The 15,737-nt window shown below is 75.5% G+C and carries 17 protein-coding genes; 9 read left to right on the top strand and 8 right to left on the bottom strand.

The window, feature by feature from the left end; all coding sequences use genetic code 11:
* Positions 1 to 633 (top strand): hypothetical protein (locus tag ACOJTC_RS31350; RefSeq protein ID WP_420119583.1); only part of this gene is annotated, 633 nt, incomplete at its 5' end.
* 18 nt (positions 634 to 651) lie between these two features.
* On the opposite strand, the gene ACOJTC_RS31345 is transcribed toward ACOJTC_RS31350, so the two are convergent.
* Positions 652 to 864: a hypothetical protein gene (locus ACOJTC_RS31345; protein ID WP_204927690.1), complete on the bottom strand. Its 213-nt coding sequence runs from the start codon at positions 862 to 864 to the stop codon at positions 652 to 654.
* 161 nt (positions 865 to 1,025) lie between these two features.
* Here ACOJTC_RS31345 and ACOJTC_RS31340 point away from each other — a divergent pair, with 161 nt between their 5' ends.
* Positions 1,026 to 2,402 (top strand): MFS transporter, encoded by a 1,377-nt coding sequence (locus ACOJTC_RS31340; RefSeq protein ID WP_420119582.1) that lies wholly within the window; start codon positions 1,026 to 1,028, stop codon positions 2,400 to 2,402.
* Positions 2,403 to 2,557: 155 nt separating this feature from the next.
* On the opposite strand, the gene ACOJTC_RS31335 is transcribed toward ACOJTC_RS31340, so the two are convergent.
* The 4 genes from ACOJTC_RS31335 to ACOJTC_RS31320 form a co-directional block, all read right to left on the bottom strand.
* On the bottom strand, positions 2,558 to 2,821 hold the full coding sequence (locus ACOJTC_RS31335) for a hypothetical protein (RefSeq protein ID WP_204927688.1): 264 nt from the start codon (positions 2,819 to 2,821) through the stop codon (positions 2,558 to 2,560).
* A 115-nt stretch (positions 2,822 to 2,936) separates the two neighbouring features.
* Positions 2,937 to 3,398: an SRPBCC family protein gene (locus ACOJTC_RS31330; RefSeq protein WP_145918828.1), complete on the bottom strand. Its 462-nt coding sequence runs from the start codon at positions 3,396 to 3,398 to the stop codon at positions 2,937 to 2,939.
* A gap of 52 nt (positions 3,399 to 3,450) precedes the next feature.
* Positions 3,451 to 3,867 (bottom strand): DUF2795 domain-containing protein, encoded by a 417-nt coding sequence (locus ACOJTC_RS31325; RefSeq protein ID WP_088644065.1) that lies wholly within the window; start codon positions 3,865 to 3,867, stop codon positions 3,451 to 3,453.
* A gap of 62 nt (positions 3,868 to 3,929) precedes the next feature.
* Positions 3,930 to 4,913 carry a YihY/virulence factor BrkB family protein gene (locus tag ACOJTC_RS31320; RefSeq protein ID WP_377686298.1) on the bottom strand — a complete coding sequence of 328 codons (984 nt, stop codon included), beginning with the start codon at positions 4,911 to 4,913 and terminating at the stop codon, positions 3,930 to 3,932.
* A 167-nt stretch (positions 4,914 to 5,080) separates the two neighbouring features.
* Here ACOJTC_RS31320 and ACOJTC_RS31315 point away from each other — a divergent pair, with 167 nt between their 5' ends.
* The gene (locus ACOJTC_RS31315) at positions 5,081 to 5,482 is read left to right on the top strand and encodes a ChaB family protein (RefSeq protein WP_145918831.1); all 402 of its coding nucleotides are present in this window, start codon (positions 5,081 to 5,083) and stop codon (positions 5,480 to 5,482) included.
* Between the two features lie 51 nt (positions 5,483 to 5,533).
* On the opposite strand, the gene ACOJTC_RS31310 is transcribed toward ACOJTC_RS31315, so the two are convergent.
* Positions 5,534 to 6,967, bottom strand: a complete 1,434-nt coding sequence (locus ACOJTC_RS31310; protein WP_420119581.1) for an aldehyde dehydrogenase family protein — start codon at positions 6,965 to 6,967, stop codon at positions 5,534 to 5,536.
* Between the two features lie 70 nt (positions 6,968 to 7,037).
* Between ACOJTC_RS31310 and ACOJTC_RS31305 the strand changes: the two genes are divergently transcribed.
* Complete coding sequence (locus ACOJTC_RS31305) at positions 7,038 to 8,642, top strand: phytoene desaturase family protein (RefSeq protein WP_420119580.1); 1,605 nt, start codon at positions 7,038 to 7,040, stop codon at positions 8,640 to 8,642.
* A gap of 28 nt (positions 8,643 to 8,670) precedes the next feature.
* On the opposite strand, the gene ACOJTC_RS31300 is transcribed toward ACOJTC_RS31305, so the two are convergent.
* Both ACOJTC_RS31300 and ACOJTC_RS31295 read right to left on the bottom strand, forming a co-directional pair.
* Positions 8,671 to 9,438 (bottom strand): polyprenol monophosphomannose synthase, encoded by a 768-nt coding sequence (locus tag ACOJTC_RS31300; RefSeq protein ID WP_204927683.1) that lies wholly within the window; start codon positions 9,436 to 9,438, stop codon positions 8,671 to 8,673.
* 89 nt (positions 9,439 to 9,527) lie between these two features.
* Entirely contained in the window at positions 9,528 to 9,977 is a 450-nt protein-coding gene (locus ACOJTC_RS31295) for an SRPBCC family protein (protein WP_420119579.1), read from the bottom strand.
* 172 nt (positions 9,978 to 10,149) lie between these two features.
* Between ACOJTC_RS31295 and ACOJTC_RS31290 the strand changes: the two genes are divergently transcribed.
* From ACOJTC_RS31290 to ACOJTC_RS31270, 5 genes are all read left to right on the top strand, one after another.
* Complete coding sequence (locus ACOJTC_RS31290) at positions 10,150 to 11,832, top strand: HAD-IIIA family hydrolase (RefSeq protein WP_420119578.1); 1,683 nt, start codon at positions 10,150 to 10,152, stop codon at positions 11,830 to 11,832.
* On the top strand, positions 11,829 to 12,803 hold the full coding sequence (locus tag ACOJTC_RS31285) for a glycosyltransferase (protein ID WP_420119577.1): 975 nt from the start codon (positions 11,829 to 11,831) through the stop codon (positions 12,801 to 12,803). Before ACOJTC_RS31290 ends, ACOJTC_RS31285 begins: the two co-directional genes overlap by 4 nt.
* Positions 12,788 to 14,005 carry a glycosyltransferase gene (locus ACOJTC_RS31280; protein WP_420119576.1) on the top strand — a complete coding sequence of 406 codons (1,218 nt, stop codon included), beginning with the start codon at positions 12,788 to 12,790 and terminating at the stop codon, positions 14,003 to 14,005. Before ACOJTC_RS31285 ends, ACOJTC_RS31280 begins: the two co-directional genes overlap by 16 nt.
* Positions 14,005 to 14,787: a D-sedoheptulose-7-phosphate isomerase gene (locus tag ACOJTC_RS31275; protein ID WP_420119575.1), complete on the top strand. Its 783-nt coding sequence runs from the start codon at positions 14,005 to 14,007 to the stop codon at positions 14,785 to 14,787. Before ACOJTC_RS31280 ends, ACOJTC_RS31275 begins: the two co-directional genes overlap by 1 nt.
* Positions 14,784 to 15,737: PfkB family carbohydrate kinase (locus tag ACOJTC_RS31270; RefSeq protein WP_420119574.1), on the top strand; the 954-nt coding region annotated here is incomplete at its 3' end. The genes ACOJTC_RS31275 and ACOJTC_RS31270, both read left to right, overlap by 4 nt.

Raw genomic sequence — 15,737 nt, 5'->3', positions numbered from 1 at the left:
CAGCCCGCCGCCACCGCCGACTGGGACCTGATCCTGCGCGACGCCGCCGGCAGCACGCTCGCCACCAGCCTCTACGGGCTCGGTCGCACCGACTTCGTGGTGGTCGACTCCACGGCCGGGCACCGGCCGTTCGGTGCCTACACGGCAGCGGTCACCGCGTACACGCCCGGCCCGTACTGGGTGCAGCAGCGCACGGACACCACCACGATCACCCTGCCGCCGGTGACGCACTCCGGCACCACCGGCGCGTCCGACCCCGACCTGACCTTCTCCAGCCTGGTCGACCACGACCTGGTCACCGTCGCCGACCTCTGGCTGACGGCGGGGGAGTCGTTCTGGGCGCACACCACGACGGCCGCGTCCTCGCTGCTGCTGGCCGGGAGCGACCCGGCCGACCCGACGAGCTTCGTCCAGAGCCGGGCCACCGTGACGGCCCGGCAGCACACCGAGGTAATCGACGGCTGCACCCGGTACACCGCGCAGCGCACCGGCTGGCACGCCCTGATCCAGATCGGCGACCGCGCGCCGAGCACGCACGTCCCGACGCAGGGCACCGGGTACGCCCTGCACCGGATCGACCCGGCGCGCCCGCTCAGCTGCCCGCAGCGGGAGTTCCCCGGCCCGACCCCGTGACGGGGGCCGCCGGGCGGTTCAGTCCGCGCTGGTGGCGTCGGCCGGGCGACGACGGCTGGCGTCGTCGGCGATGATCACGGTGGCCACCATGAGCGCGACGCAGAGGCTGAACAGCCACGAGTCGTCGGAGGAGAACCTGGCGGAGACCGGGGCCTGGATGGCGGCGAGCAGGAAGCCGAGCCAGGCCAGGCGACGCTGACGAGGGGTGAGGAAACCGGAGCCCTGTTGCATCCCGAAAGTCTTGCGCGACCCCTTCGGATTACCGTCAGCCGAACGGCGGATTCTGGACGACCTGTCCGGTTTACTGCCCGTCCGGGCGTTCCAAACCACCGGTTCGGGGGAGGCGACAATCACGTCGACCCGTTCCCGGAGATGCGGCAGGATGAGCCTCCGTGTCCGTCGCCCCGCCCCGTACCTCCCTGCTCCTGCTCGCCTACCTCGCGTTCGTCAGCCTCGGCCTGCCCGACGGCCTGCTCGGCGTCGGCTGGCCCTCGATCAGCACCGAGTTCGGCGTACCGACCGGCGCGGTCGGGCTGGTGCTCACCGCCGGCACGATCGGGTACCTGACCTCCAGCGTGCTGGCCGGGTTCACCCTCGCCCGGCTGGGTGTGGGCCGGCTGCTGGCCGGCAGCACCCTGCTGGCCAGCCTCGCGCTGACCGGGTACGCCAACGCACCGGCGCTGACCGTGCTGATCGGCTGTGCGCTGGTGCTCGGTCTGGGCTCCGGGGCGATCGACTCCGGTCTCAACGCGTACGCCGCCGGGGCGTTCGGCCCCCGGCACATGAACTGGATGCACGCCTTCTTCGGCCTCGGCGTGGCCATCGGCCCGCTGGTGATGACCGCCATGCTGAGCACCGGGGCCGGCTGGCGCTGGGGGTACGCCGTCACCGCCGCCGCCCAGCTCGCGCTGGCCACCGCGTTCGCGCTCACCGTCGGCGCGTGGCGGGACCGTACGGCCGGCCCCCCGCCGCCGCACGCCGTGCCGGTCGACCGGACGGTCGGTGCGCGGCCCGACGACACCGTCGTCGCACCGGCCGGCCACCCCGGACCGGTCGACGGTCCGGCGGAATCCGGGCGAGGTGGACCGGTGGACGACCCGGCGGTGGCCGGGCGTGGTGGACCGGTGGAGGGTCCGACGGTGGCCGGGCCTGGCGGGTCGGACGGTGGCCCGGCGGGGGTGCGGATCGCCGACACGCTCCGGTTGCCCGCCGTCTGGTTCGGCGCGCTCGCCTTCGCCGTCTACGTGGCCATCGAGGTGTCCGCCGGGCTCTACGCGTTCCTGCTGCTCACCGAGGGACGGGGGGTGTCCGCTGAGGCCGCCGGGGTGGCGGTCTCCGGCTACTGGGGCAGCCTCTTCGTCGGCCGGGTGGTGCAGGGGCTGGTCGCCGAGCGGCTCGGCACCGCCCGGGTGCTGCGGGGCAGCCTGCTGGGCATGGCGGCCGGCGCGGTGCTGATCGCGCTGCCGGGGCCGGGCTGGGTGACGGTGGCCGGCCTGGTCGTCCTCGGGTTCGCCGCCGCGCCCGTGTTCCCGCTGCTCACCCTGAGCACCGCCGAACGGGTCGGCCGGCAGCACGCCGACCGGGTGATCGGCGTGCAGATCGGCGCCGCCGGCATCGGGGCGGCCCTCATCCCGGCCGGGCTCGGCGTGCTGCTCGGCGACACGTCGGTGCGGCTGCTCGGCCCGGCGCTGACGGTGCTGGCGGTGGCGCTGCTGGTGGCGCACGCCGCAGCCGCCCGCCAGACCGCCGCACCGCCCCCCACCCACTGAGCCCGCTTCCGCCCTTCTCGGGCTCGGCCAGCCAGGGCAACCGGGCTGCTGGGTCGATGATGCGGTGTCGTTCGACCGGGACACCGCATCAACGGCCCCCATGCCGCCGACCCCCACCCCGACGCGGGCCCCGACCCCGACGCGGGCCCCGACCGTCACATGGTGTCGGGTCCGGTCCGTCCCGTCGTGGAGGGGCGGTAGGCGCGCTCGGTGTCGGTCATCTCCCGACGCCCGGTCTGCGGGCCGGCACCCCGGTCCACCGGCTCGGGGCCGTGCCCGAAGGCGGCCTCCTCGCCCGCGTCGTTACCGGTCGGGTCGTCGGCCTGCCCGTCGATGGTGGACCTGGCGATCGCCCGGTCCAACTCCTCCAGCGGTGTCTTCCGCTCGTCCCGCCACACCCTGCCGTCGTTGTCCGTCATACCGTTGCCGTACCCCGACCCGATGATCGCAAACGGCCGGACCCGGACGCGGCGACGGCCGCCGGGGAACCGGCGGCCGTCGGATTCGTGCGTCCGGGTCGGGGGAGGAGGGCAATCAGGGCTGCGGCCGGTCGACCGACCCGCGCCACGCCCCGGTCTCCTGACCGCGACGCTCGATGAACTGCTTGAACCGCTCCAGGTCGCCCTTGGCCCGCCGGTCGACCACGCCCAGCTTGTCGCCGGCCTGCTCGACCACGCCGTGCGGCTCGAAGTCCATCTGCAGGGTCACCCGGGTGTTGTCCTCGTCGAGCCGGTGGAACGTCACCACACCGGCCTGCTGGGTGCCACCTGTCGACTTCCAGGCCACCCGCTCGTCGGGGAGCTGCTCGGTGATCTCGGCGTCGAACTCGCGCTTGACCCCGGCGATCTCCACCGTCCAGTGGGTCATCGTCTCCGACAGCTGCCGGACCTCCTGCACCCCCTCCATGAAGTGGGGGAACTCCTCGAACTGGGTCCACTGGTCGTAGGCGGTCCGTACCGGTACCGACACGTCCACGTGCTCGATGACGCCGCTCATGCGAAATCCTCCTCTGGCCGCTGGTGCTCGTCCGGATCGTGGGCCGATCCGGTCACCAACGCGTCGTCTCGTTCCGGTGCCCGAGTGCGGCCCACACCTCGGAAATCGTCTGGAAACGGGTGCCCTCCGGCAGGCGCTCCAGGGCGGCCACCAGGTCGTCGGGCGCGTCGTTCTCCCGCGCGTTGGCCACCAGCGTCAGCCGGTCCCCGGGCAGGGCCGTCATCGTGATGAACCGACCCAGCCGGCTGCGCGCCTCCACGTCCTCCGAGGTCATCCCCTGCGGGGTGCCGGTGCGCAGGTCGCCCGCCGGTGCCGTGGTCGCGCCCGGCTGGTCCTCGCCGGCCGGCTCCGCCTCGCGGAACTCCTCGACCCGGGAACCACCGGCGCCGGACCCCTGGACGAGGCCGCTGACCTCCTGGCTCATCTGGTCGTCGACCCTCGGTGCGTGCTTGCTGCTGCCACGTTCCATGTCTGTTGTGCTACCCGCGCCCGCCCCGGGGAAACACCGACCCGGACGACGAACCCGACGGGTCACGAACCGGCGGTGGCCTTCGGCGGCAGCACCGGCTCACCCGGGTCGTCCTCGCCCGCCTGCAACCGGCGTCCGCGCTGCAACTCCGCGTTGATCTGCACCCCGAACATCAGCGCCGAGTTCGACAGGTACAGCCACACCAGGAAGGCGATGACCGCGCCCAGGCTGCCGTAGGTGACGTCGTACGAGCCGAAGTTGGCCACGTACAGGCCGAAGCCGAAGGAGACCACGATCCAGGACAGCAACGCCACCGCCCCACCCGGGGTGAGCCACCGGAACCGGGGCTGCCGGACGTTGGGGGCGATCCAGAACATCAGCGACAACAGCGTCATCATCACCATGGCCAGCACCGGCCACTTCACGACGCTCCACGTCGTGCGGGCCAGTCCGCCCGCACCCACCAGGTCACCCACCGCGTCGGTCACCGGGCCGCTGACGATCAGACCCAGCGCCACCACGGCGAGCAGCAGCAGGGACAGCGCGGCCATCCCGATCTGCAACGGGCGCAGCCGGTAGAACGGGCGGCCCTCCTCGACGCCGTAGATCGCGTTGGAGGCCCGGGTGAACGCGCCGATGAACCCCGACGCCGACCACAACGCGCCCAGCAGACCGAAGCTGAGCAGCACCTTCGTCCCGCTCTGCTGGTCGACCACCGTGCGCACCACCGAGACGAAACCCTCGTTGCCGACCACCGAACCGGCCCCGATGTCGCGGGCCAGGTCCAGCACGGTGTCCACCGTCCGCTCGCCGTCGGAGACCAGCCCCACCAGGGCCACCACCACGACCGTGGACGGGAACAGGGCGAGCACCCCGTAGTAGGTCAACGCCGCCGCCCAGTCGGCGCAGTTGTCCTGCACGAAACCCCGGCCGCTGCGGACCAGCACCCCGCGCCAGGTCGACCAGCTCAACTGGCGCATCCGGCGGGGCACGCGTACCCCCGGGCCGCCACCGGCGACCGTGGTCGGCTCCGTCGTCGCTGCCATGCTCGGCTCCTCGTCGCCCGACGACCCGGCGGACCCGGCGTCCGGCGCGCGTCTGCGCGGGGCGGTACCCGACGGCGGAAACCGGCAAACCCGACGTCGGTGTTTGCCGGTGCCGGCCCAGGGAACCGTCCGGTCAGCCAGACGAAGTCGACGCGGAGGAGGACGGGATGCCCGGGCGCGAGGTACTGCCCAGCACGCTGCGACGCTCCCCGGAGAAGGCACAGCGCACCTGGGAGAAGACGCACGACTCGGCGGTGGAGACCTACGGCGAGGGGGAGCGCGCGCACCGCGCCGCCTTCGCCGCCGTCAAGCACAGCTTCGAGAAGGTCGGCGACCACTGGGAGCCGAAGGGCCGCAAGGGCCCCAGCGACCGGCAGGCCGAGGGCGGTGGCCCGGCCCGCCGGGCCCCCACCGCCGGTGGGGTGGACGCCAACGCCACCAAGGACCACCTGATGCAGGTGGCGAAGAAACTGGACGTGCCCGGCCGCAGCCGGATGACCAAGCCGGAACTGGTCAAGGCCATCGAGAAGGCCAACAACCGGGCCACCCGCAAGGCCCGCGGCGACTGACCGGAGGGTACGTGCGGAACGCGGGGCCGCCCCGGTCGGGGCGGCCCCGGCTCACCAGTGCCCGCCGGCCGGCGGTTGCAGATGCACCGCCTTGACCGTGCTGAACTCGTCCAGCAGCTCCGGGCCGTACCCGAAGCCCTGGCCGCTGCCCCGGCGCGGCTGCGCGGCACCACCCGGCGCGCCCCCGAACACCGCGTTGACCTTCACGGTGCCCACCGGCAGCTCCCGAAAGGCCCGCTGGGCGTGGCTCATCGACCCGGTCAGCACCGTCGCCGCCAGCCCGTACGGCGAGTCGGCGGCACACCGCAGCGCCTCGCTGAACGAGTCCACCGTCACCACCGCCGCCACCGGCCCGAACGTCTCCTCCCGGACCAGGGGCATCTCCTGCCGGCAGTCGGTGACCACCGTCGCCGGATAGAACGCCCCCGGCCCGTCCGGCAGCACCCCACCGGCGCGCAGCGTCGCCCCCTGCGCCACCGCCGCCGTGACCTGCCCGTGCACCTGGTCGCGGTGCCGCCTGTCGACAAGCGGGCCCAGCTCGGTCGCCGGGTCGCGGCCCGGCCCGACGACCAGCGCCCCGGCCCGCTCCACCAGCGCGTCGACGAAGTCCTCCGCGACGTCGCGGTGCGCGTAGATCCGCTCCACCGCCACGCAGAGCTGCCCGGCGTTGGCGAACGCCCCCAGGGCCGCCTGCTCGGCCGCCCAGCGCGGGTCCACCCCGGCGTCGACCACCAACGGGTCGCTGCCGCCGTTCTCCAGCAGCGCCTTGGCCCCGGTGCGGGCGCAGGCCGCCGCGATCGCCCGCCCGGTCGCGGTGGCCCCGACGTGCGCCACCACGTCCACCGGCTGCGCGGCCAACGCCGCACCCACCTCCGCACCCCCGGTCAGCAGGGACAACACGCCCGCCGGGAACACCCCGTCGAACAGCCGGGCCAGCAGCCACCCGGTCACCGGGGTCCGCTCGCTCGGCTTGTAGAGCACCACGTTGCCGGTGACCAGGGCCGCGCCGAGCAGCCCGCAGGAGACCGCCACCGGGTCGTTCCACGGGGTGATCGCGGCGACCACGCCCCGCGCCTGCGGCAGCATGAAGTCGATCGCGTCACCGTCGCCGTGCAGCGTCCGGCCGCCGCGCAGCGGGCCCAGCTCGGCGTACTGGCGCAGCGTGCCGACGCCGGCCGCCACCCCGCCCCGGGCGTCGCCCAACGGCTTGCCCATCTCCGCCGTCGTCGCGGCGGCCAGCTCCTGCGCCGCCGCCGCCACCGCGTCCGCCGCCTCGTGCAGCAGCGCCGCCCGCCCGGCCGCCGGCGTCGCCGCCCACCCGGTGGCCACCTCGCGGGCCGCCCCCACCGCCTTGGCGACCTCGTCGGCCGTCGCCACCGGCACGGTGCCGACCGGCCGGCCGTCCGCCGGATCGACGACGGTCAGCTCACCGCCCGCCCCGCCCGCGCCCCCCACCCCCCCAATGAGTTGCTCCACCCGGTACATGCGGCGGGATGCCCCGCTCCCGTCGAAGCAAACACGTTTCGCCCGGTTGCCCGCCGGGTAGCCGGATCTGATGATCTCGCCGGGCACGGACACCGCGGACGCCGTCGTCATCGGCGCCGGACACAACGGCCTGGTGGCCGCCAACCTGCTCGCCGACGCCGGCTGGGACGTCCTGGTGCTGGAGGCGACCGGCGCGCCGGGCGGGGCGGTCCGTTCCGCCGAGGTCACCGCCCCCGGCTACCTCAGCGACCTGTACAGCTCCTTCTACCCCCTCGGGTACGCCTCCCCGGTGCTGGCCGGCCTCGACCTGCCCCGCCACGGGCTGACCTGGACGCACGCCCCCGACGTGCTGGCCCACCTGCTGCCCGACGGGCGCGCCGCGGTGATCAACCGGGACCTGGACACCACCGCCGCCTCGCTGGAGACGTTCGCCCCCGGCGACGGGGACCGCTGGCGGCACGCGTACGCCGACTGGGCGCAGGTGGCCGGGCCGATGCTCGACGCCATCACCACCCCCTTCCCCCCGGTACGCGGCGGGCTGGGCCTGCTGCGCCAACTGCGGGTCGGCGGGGCGCTACGGCTGGCCCGCCGGCTGGTCCTGCCGGTGCGCAAACTCGGCAGCGAACTGTTCACCGGCGAGGGCGGCCCCGCGCTGCTGGCCGGCTGCGCCCTGCACACCGACCTGTCCCCCGAGGAGGCCGGCTCCGGCGTCTACGGGTGGCTGCTGGCAATGCTCGGCCAACAGGTCGGCTGGCCGGTGCCGGTCGGCGGCGCGCAGCGGATCACCGACGCGCTGGTGGCCCGGCTCACCGAGCGGGGCGGCCGGATCAGCTACCGGGCGCAGGTCGACCGGGTGCTGACCGCCCGGGGCCGGGCGGTCGGGGTCCGCACCGTCGGCGGGCAACTGTGGCGGGCCCGCCGGGCGGTGCTCGCCGACGTCCCCGCCCCCGCCCTCTATCTGGACCTGGTCGGGGCCGCCCAGCTACCGCCCCGGCTGGTCGAGGACCTGGCCCACTTCCGCTGGGACGGCTCCACCCTCAAGGTCGACTGGGCGCTGTCCGCCCCGCTGCCGTGGACCAACCCGGCGGTGGCCGGCGCCGGCACCGTGCACCTGGGCGCCGACCTCGACGGGCTCACCAGCTACTCCGCCGAACTGGCCCGGGGTGAGATCCCGACGACCCCGTTCCTGCTGGCCGGGCAGATGACCACCGCCGACCCGACGCACTCGCCGGCCGGCACCGAGTCGCTGTGGGCGTACACCCACCTGCCGTTCCGGCGGGACTGGCGGGCCGAGGACATCGCCCGCCAGGTGGACCGGATGGAGGACGTGCTGGAGGCCGCCGCCCCCGGGTTCCGCAGCCTGGTCGTGGGCCGGCCCGGGGGCGGGGCGGCCGAGGTGGTTCACGGGGGCCCGAGCCTGGTCGGCGGGGCGTTGGGCGGCGGCACCGCCGCGGCGTACCAGCAGCTGTTCCTCCGCCCGATCCCCGGCCTGGGCCGGGCCGACACCCCGGTCGACCGGCTCTACCTGGCCAGCGCGTCGGCACACCCCGGCGGCGGGGTGCACGGCGCGCCCGGCGCGAACGCCGCCCGGGCGGCGCTGGCCCGCGACCGCGCCGTCACCGGTGGCCTGTACGCCGGCGTCATCGACGCCGCGCACCGGACGCTCTACCGCTGAACCGTCCACCCACGACCCCGCTGCGGGGTCAGGAGTCCAGGTTGCGGTGCCGGGTACGCAGCTTGAACGGCATCAGCGCGCTCTCCACCTTGGTCGCGGTGGTCATCTTGGACAGGCCGTCGCGCCGCTCCTCGAACCGGATCGGCACCTCCAGGATGGTGTGCCCCAGCTTGGTGGCCAGGTAGTGCATCTCCACCTGGAAGCTGTAACCGTTCGACTGCACCCGGTGCAGGCCGATGTCGCGCAGCGCGTCCGCCCGCCAGATCTTGAAGCCGGCGGTCAGGTCGCGGATGCGTACCCGCAGCAGGGTGTGCACGTAGAGGTTGGCCCAGCCGCTGAGCGCCCGCCGGTAGAGCGGCCACGCCTCGTCGAGCTGCCCGCCCGGCACGTAGCGGGAACCGATCACCACCCCCGCCTGGGTGGACAGCAGCGCACCCAGCATCCCGGGCAGCGCCTCCGGCGGGTGCGACAGGTCGGCGTCCATCTGCGCCACGTACTCCGCGCCACCGTCGAGGGCCCGGCCGATGCCGTCCACGTACGCCCGGCCCAGGCCCTCCTTGCCGGCCCGGTGCACGACCTGCACCCGGTCCGGGTTCTCGATGGCCAGCTTGTCGGCCACCTCACCGGTGCCGTCTGGCGAGTTGTCGTCGGCGACGAGCACCTTCAGGCCCGGCAGCGGAAGGGCCAGCAGCCGTTCGACCAGCACCGGGAGGTTGCCCGCCTCGTTGTAGGTGGGGACCACGACGGTCAGGCGTGCGTCCCGCCACGGTGACGGCAGCTCCACGGGTTCGATCATCTCGGACATCCTCAGTCGGGGTCGGCATTCCCCCACAGGGTAGCCAAAAGCCCGACGGGACCCCGCCGAGGCTCCCCGCGACCGCCCGGTCACCGTTCGGCGCGCTCGTCGGCCTTCTGCCGGGTGGCGATGTCGGAGAGCCGGCGCAGCGTCTCCTTGTTGCGCTGGTGCAGCACCAGGTCGTTGAGCTTGTTGCGGACCCAGCGTAACGGGCCGGCGGCGAAGTCCTCGCCGATGCGGACCCGGGTCGCGCCGTCGCCTTCCGGGGTCAGCGTGAACACCACGAGCGCCGCCCCGGCCGGCCACCGGCCGGCCCGCAGCACCAGCCGGTGCGGCGGTTCGCAGACCAGCACCGTCGAGGCGTCCTCCAGGGAGAACGGCCACGGGCCGGCCCGGTGGTGCAGTCGGGTGCCGACCCGGGGCCACTGCGCGTCGACGTCACGCACGTGCACCGTGCCGACCACCCAGTCGCTGTAGGTCCAACCGTCGGCCAGCACGTCGAAGACCTGCTGCGGGGGTGCATCGATCACTTTCTCCACGACTGCCACCGCTGACCAGTACCCGGGCCCGCCCGGCCTAACCCGTCGCGTTAGCTTCTCCGGGCCGACGGGTAACGCTGCACCGACGCGGGCGAACAGACGGCGCGGGCCGGGCGGCGTACCGCCCGGTAGGGCCAGGTTTACTCCCCGGGGCCTCGGGAACCCGCCGCCCGTGCGACGGGACGCGGAGCCGTATCAGCGCAGGTCAGGCCGGGTTGACCCGGTCGCTGGCCGGGACGGCCGCGCACTGTACGACGCGGTGCTGCTCGACCGCGACGGCACCCTGATCGAGGACGTGCCGTACAACGGCGACCCCGACAAGGTACGGCCGGTGCCCGGCGCGCGGGCGGCGCTGGACCGGCTGCGGGCCGCCGGGCTGCGGCTCGGCGTGGTCACCAACCAGTCGGGGCTGGCCCGGGGGCTGTTCACCGCCGCCCAGTTGCGGGCGGTCAACGCCCGGGTCGAGGAACTGCTCGGCCCCTTCGACACCTGGCAGTGCTGCCCGCACGACGAGCGGGCCGGTTGCGCCTGCCGTAAACCCGCGCCGGGCATGATGCACGCCGCCGCTCGGGCGCTCGGCACCACCCCGCAGCGCTGCGTGCTGGTGGGGGACATCGCCGCCGACCTGGGGGCCGCCGCCGCGGCCGGTGCCGCCGGGGTGCTCGTGCCCACCCCGACCACCCGGGCGGTCGAGGTGGCCGCCGCCGGGCAGGTCGCCGCCGACCTGCCCGCCGCCGTGGAGCTGATCCTGACCCGGTCCGCCCTGGTCGCCGGGTCACCGCCGCGCCGGGCCGGCACCGTGCTGGTGGTCCGCAGCGACTCCGCCGGGGACGTCCTGGTCACCGGCCCGGCCGTGCGGGCCGTCGCCGCGTACGCCGAGCGGGTCGTGCTGCTCTGCGGCCCCCGGGGCCGCGCCGCCGCCGCCCTGCTGCCCGGTGTCGACGAGATCGTCGAGTGGCCGCTGCCCTGGATCGACGGCGCACCCGACCCGGTCGACCCGCAGGACATCGACCGGCTCACCGACCGGCTGCGTGCCGTCCGCGCCGACGAGGCGGTCGTGTTCACCTCCTTCCACCAGTCACCGCTGCCGCTGGCGCTGCTGCTGCGGCTGGCCGGCGTGCCGAGGGTCAGCGCGATCAGTGACGACTACCCGGGCTCGCTGCTCGACGTGCGGCACCGGGTCCCCGCCGGGCTGCCCGAGCCGGAGCGGGCGCTGTCGCTGGCCGCCGCCGCCGGCTTCGCGCTGCCGGCCGGCGACGATCCGCGACTGCGGGTCCGCGCCGACCGGGTGCCGCCCCCGCCGGCCGGGCTCGGCGACCCCGGGTACCTGGTGCTGCACCCCGGTTCGGCGGTGCCGAGCCGGGCCGTGCCACCCGAGCTGGCGGCCCGGATCGTGCGGACGCTCACCGCCGCCGGTCACCGGGTGGCGGTCACCGGCGGGCCCGACGAGACGGCGCTGACCGCCCGGGTGGCCGGCGACACCGGCCTCGACCTGGGCGGCCGGACGGGTCTGGCCGACCTGGCCGGGGTGCTCGCCGACGCCGGTGCGCTGGTGGTCGGCAACACCGGGCCGGCGCACCTGGCCGCCGCGCTGGGCGTGCCGGTGGTCAGCCTGTTCGCGCCCACCGTCCCCTACGGACAGTGGGGGCCCTACCGGGTGCCGACGGTCCGGTTGGGCGACGCCGCCGCGCCCTGCCGGGACACCCGGGCCACGGTCTGCCCGGTGCCCGGCCACCCCTGCCTGTCGGCCGTCGAACCGGGCCGGGTCCTCGACGCGGTACGCCTGCTCGGCGTCCCCGCCGACGCGCTGGCCGATGCGCCGCCGGTGACCGCAGGGCGGGGGAGTGACCGATGAACATCCTGCTCTGGCACGTGCACGGCTCCTGGACCACGTCCTTCGTGCACGGCAAGCACCGCTACCTGGTGCCGGTCACCCCCGACCGGGGCCCGTACGGGCTGGGCCGGGCGCGCACCTACCCGTGGCCGGACAGCGCCGTCGAGGTGACCCCGCAGCAGTTGCGTCACGCCGACGTCGACGTGGTGCTGCTGCAACGCCCCGAGGAGCACGACCTGGCCGGCGAGTGGCTCGGCCGGCCGGTGGGTCGGGCCGTGCCGGCGGTCTACGTCGAGCACAACACCCCGAAGGGCGACGTGCCGAACACCCGGCACCCGATGGCCGACCGGGACGACCTGCTGCTCACCCACGTCACCCACTTCAACGAGCTGTTCTGGGACAACGGGTCCACCCGCACCGCCGTCGTCGAACACGGCGTGGTGCCGCCGTCGGTGACCTGGACCGGTGAGCTGGACCGGCTCGCCGTGGTGATCAACGAGCCGGTACGCCGGGGCCGGATCACCGGCACCGACCTGCTGGCCCGGTTCGCCGAGATCGCCCCGCTGGACGTCTTCGGCATGAAGGTGGCCGGGCTCGCCGACCACCTCGGACTGCCGGCCGACCGGCTGCGGAGCCACGACGACGTCCCGCAGCACCGGATGCACGCCGAGCTGGCCCGGCGGCGGGCCTACCTGCACCTGTGCCGGTGGACCTCGCTCGGGTTGAGCCTGATCGAGGCGATGACCATCGGCATGCCGGTGGTCGCGCTGGCCACCACCGAGGCCGTGCAGGCGGTGCCCCCCGGTGCGGGGGCGCTGTCCACCCGGGTCGACACCCTGCTGGCCGCCGCCGCCCGGTTCGTCGCCGACCCCGCCGAGGCCCGCCGGGCGGGCGCGCAGGCGCGTACCGCCGCACTGGGCCGCTACGGCCTGGACCGTTTCCTCGCCGACTGGGACCGCCTGCTGGAGGAGGAAGTATGCGCATCGCGATGATCTCCGAGCACGCCAGCCCGCTCGCCGTGCTGGGCGGTGAGGACGCCGGTGGGCAGAACACGCATGTCGCGGAACTCTCCGCCGCCCTGGTGGCGGCCGGCCACGACGTCCGGGTCTACACCCGGCGCGACGCCGTCGACCTGCCGATCGCCGTGCGCGCCCCGGACGGGTACGAGGTGGTGCACGTGCCCGCCGGGCCGGCCGAACCGGTCGCCAAGGACGCCCTGCTGCCGCACATGAAGGAGTTCAGCCACTGGCTCACCGGCCGCTGGCGGGGCGGGGACTGGGTGCCCGAGGTGGTGCACGCGCACTTCTGGATGAGCGGGCTGGCCGCGTTGGCCGCCGGCCGGCAGACCGGGGTGCCGGTGGTGCAGACGTACCACGCGTTGGGCACGGTCAAGCGACGTCACCAGGGGGTGCAGGACACCAGCCCGGCCCGGCGGATCGGCTACGAACGGGAACTGGGGTGCGCCGTCGACCGGGTCGTCGCCCAGTGCCGCGACGAGGTGGGGGAGCTGGTCCGGCTCGGCGTCCCCCGGTCGAGGATGACCGTCGTGCCGTCCGGGGTGAACCTGGACACCTTCGCCCCGCTCGGCCCGGCCGTCGACCGCGACGCCGACCGGCCCCGGGTGCTCACCGTCGGCCGGCTGGTGGAACGCAAGGGCTTCCAGACGGTGATCCGGGCGATGGCCCTGGTGCCCGACGCCGAGTGCGTGGTCGTCGGCGGGCCGCCCGCCGGGCTGCTGGAGACCGACCCGTACGCCCGGCGGCTGCGGGCGCTCGCCGGTAGCTGCGGGGTCGCCGACCGGGTCCGGCTGGTCGGGGCGGTGCCCCGGGAGGAGATGGGCCGCTGGTACCGGTCGGCCGACGTGCTGGTCGCCGCCCCCTGGTACGAGCCGTTCGGGCTGACCCCGCTGGAGGCGATGGCCTGCGGTGTGCCCGTCGTCGGCACGGCGGTCGGCGGCATCCGGGACACCGTGGTCGACGGGGTGACCGGTGACCTGGTGCCGGCCCGGGACCCGCAGGCGCTGGGCGAAGCGCTGGCCGGCCTGCTCGGCGATCCGGCCCGCCGCTACGGCTACGCCACCGCCGCGTTGCAGCGGGCCCGCCGCAGCTACTCGTGGGCCACCGCCGCCGACCGGTTGACCGAGGTGTACGCCGAGGTCGCCGCCGTACGCAAGCCGAGCCGGGTGGTCGCCTGATGACGACCTCGACCCGGGCGGCGCGGGCCGGCCTGCTCGACGCGCACCTGACCCTGCTGGCCGAGGCGCTGCTGCCGTACCGTGCGGCGGAGCCGTTGCTGGCCCGCTGGGGCACCGAGCTGGCCGGCATCCTGGTCGGCGGCGGGCGGTTGCTGGTCGCCGGCAACGGGGGCAGCGCCGCCGAGGCCCAGCACCTCACCGCCGAACTGGTCGGCCGGCTGCGCGACGAGCGCCGGCCGCTGTCGGCGATCGCCCTGCACGCCGAGACCTCCGCGCTGACCGCGATCGGCAACGACTACGGCTACGACGAGGTCTTCGCCCGGCAGGTGCGGGCCCACGGCCGTCCCGGCGACGTCCTGCTGCTGATGTCCACGAGCGGGTCCAGCGGCAATTTGCTCGCCGCCGTGGCGGCGGCCCGGGAGGTCGGGCTGCGCTGCTGGGCGTTCACCGGCCCGACACCGAACCCGCTCGCCGACGCCTGCCACGCGGCGCTGGGCGGCGCCTCGCCGGACAGCCAGGTGGTGCAGGAACTGCACCTGGTCTCCACCCACGTGCTCTGCGAGTACGTCGACCGGGCGTTGCCCACGGCGCTGACCGCGCTGGCCGGCCAGGCGGCGGCCACCGCCGCCGCGTCGCCGGCCCCGCCCGTGGACCCCGCCGGCCCCCCGGTGGACCCGCCCGGGGCGGCGGACCGGCCGGTGGCCGACGGCGGGCCGGTACGGGCCGGGGTGGAGGTGGTCGTCGACCCGGCGGCCGACGGGCGACGCGGGGACCCGGCGTGAGGGGCCCGCTGGTGGTGGTCGGGGACACCCTGCTCGACCGGGACGTCGAGGGGGTGGTGAACCGGCTGTGCCCCGACTCGCCGGTGCCGGTGCTGGACGAGACGGCCGCCGCCGACCGGCCCGGCGGGGCCGGCCTGGCCGCCGTGTTCGCCGCCGCCGCGGGCGCCGAGGTGGCGCTGGTGACCGCGCTCGCCGACGACGCCGGGGCGGCCCGGCTCAGCTCCCTGCTCACCGCCGCCGGGGTGCAGGTGTACGGCCTGCCGCTGGCCGGGGCCACCCCGGAGAAGGTCCGGCTGCGGGCCCGGGGCCGGGTGCTGCTGCGCCACGACCGGGGCGGCGCGGCCGGCGCGCCCGGGGAGCCCAGCGAGGCCGTGCTGCGGCTGCTGGCCGCCGCGTCCGCCGTGCTGGTCAGCGACTACGGCCGGGGGGTGGCCCGCCAGCCGGCGCTGCGGGCGGCGCGGGCCGCGACCCGCGCCCCGGTGGTCTGGGACCCGCACCCCCGGGGTCCGGTCGCGGTGCCGGGGGGGCGGCTGGTCACCCCGAACGAGCCGGAGGCCCGGGAACTGGCCAAGGTGCCGCCGGGCGGGTCCCGGCTGGCGGTCGCCGCCCGCGCCGGCCAGGGGCTGCGGGAACGCTGGCGGGCCGGCGCGGTGGTGGTCACCCTCGGTGGCGACGGCGCGCTGCTCTGCTCCGCCGGGGCGACGCCGCTGATGGTCTCCGCGCCGGTCAGCGCCGAGGGGGACACCTGCGGGGCGGGGGACCGGTTCGCCTCCGCCGCCGCGGTGGCGCTCGCCGGGGGCGCGCTGGTCTCCGAGGCGGTCCAGGCGGCCGTCGGGGCGGCGTCGGCGTACGTGGCGGACGGCGGAGTTGCCGCCGCGCTGCCCGTACCGGTGCGGGACTGCCCGCCGGTGCTGGTCGGCGGCGGGGAACGGATCGGGGCCGCCGCGGCG

It is taken from the genome of Micromonospora sp., from assembly GCF_048594385.1.
Taxonomy (GTDB): domain Bacteria; phylum Actinomycetota; class Actinomycetes; order Mycobacteriales; family Micromonosporaceae; genus Micromonospora; species Micromonospora wenchangensis.
The sequence above is the reverse complement of the archived record's forward strand: the minus strand, read 5'-3'. Positions and strand labels throughout refer to the sequence as shown.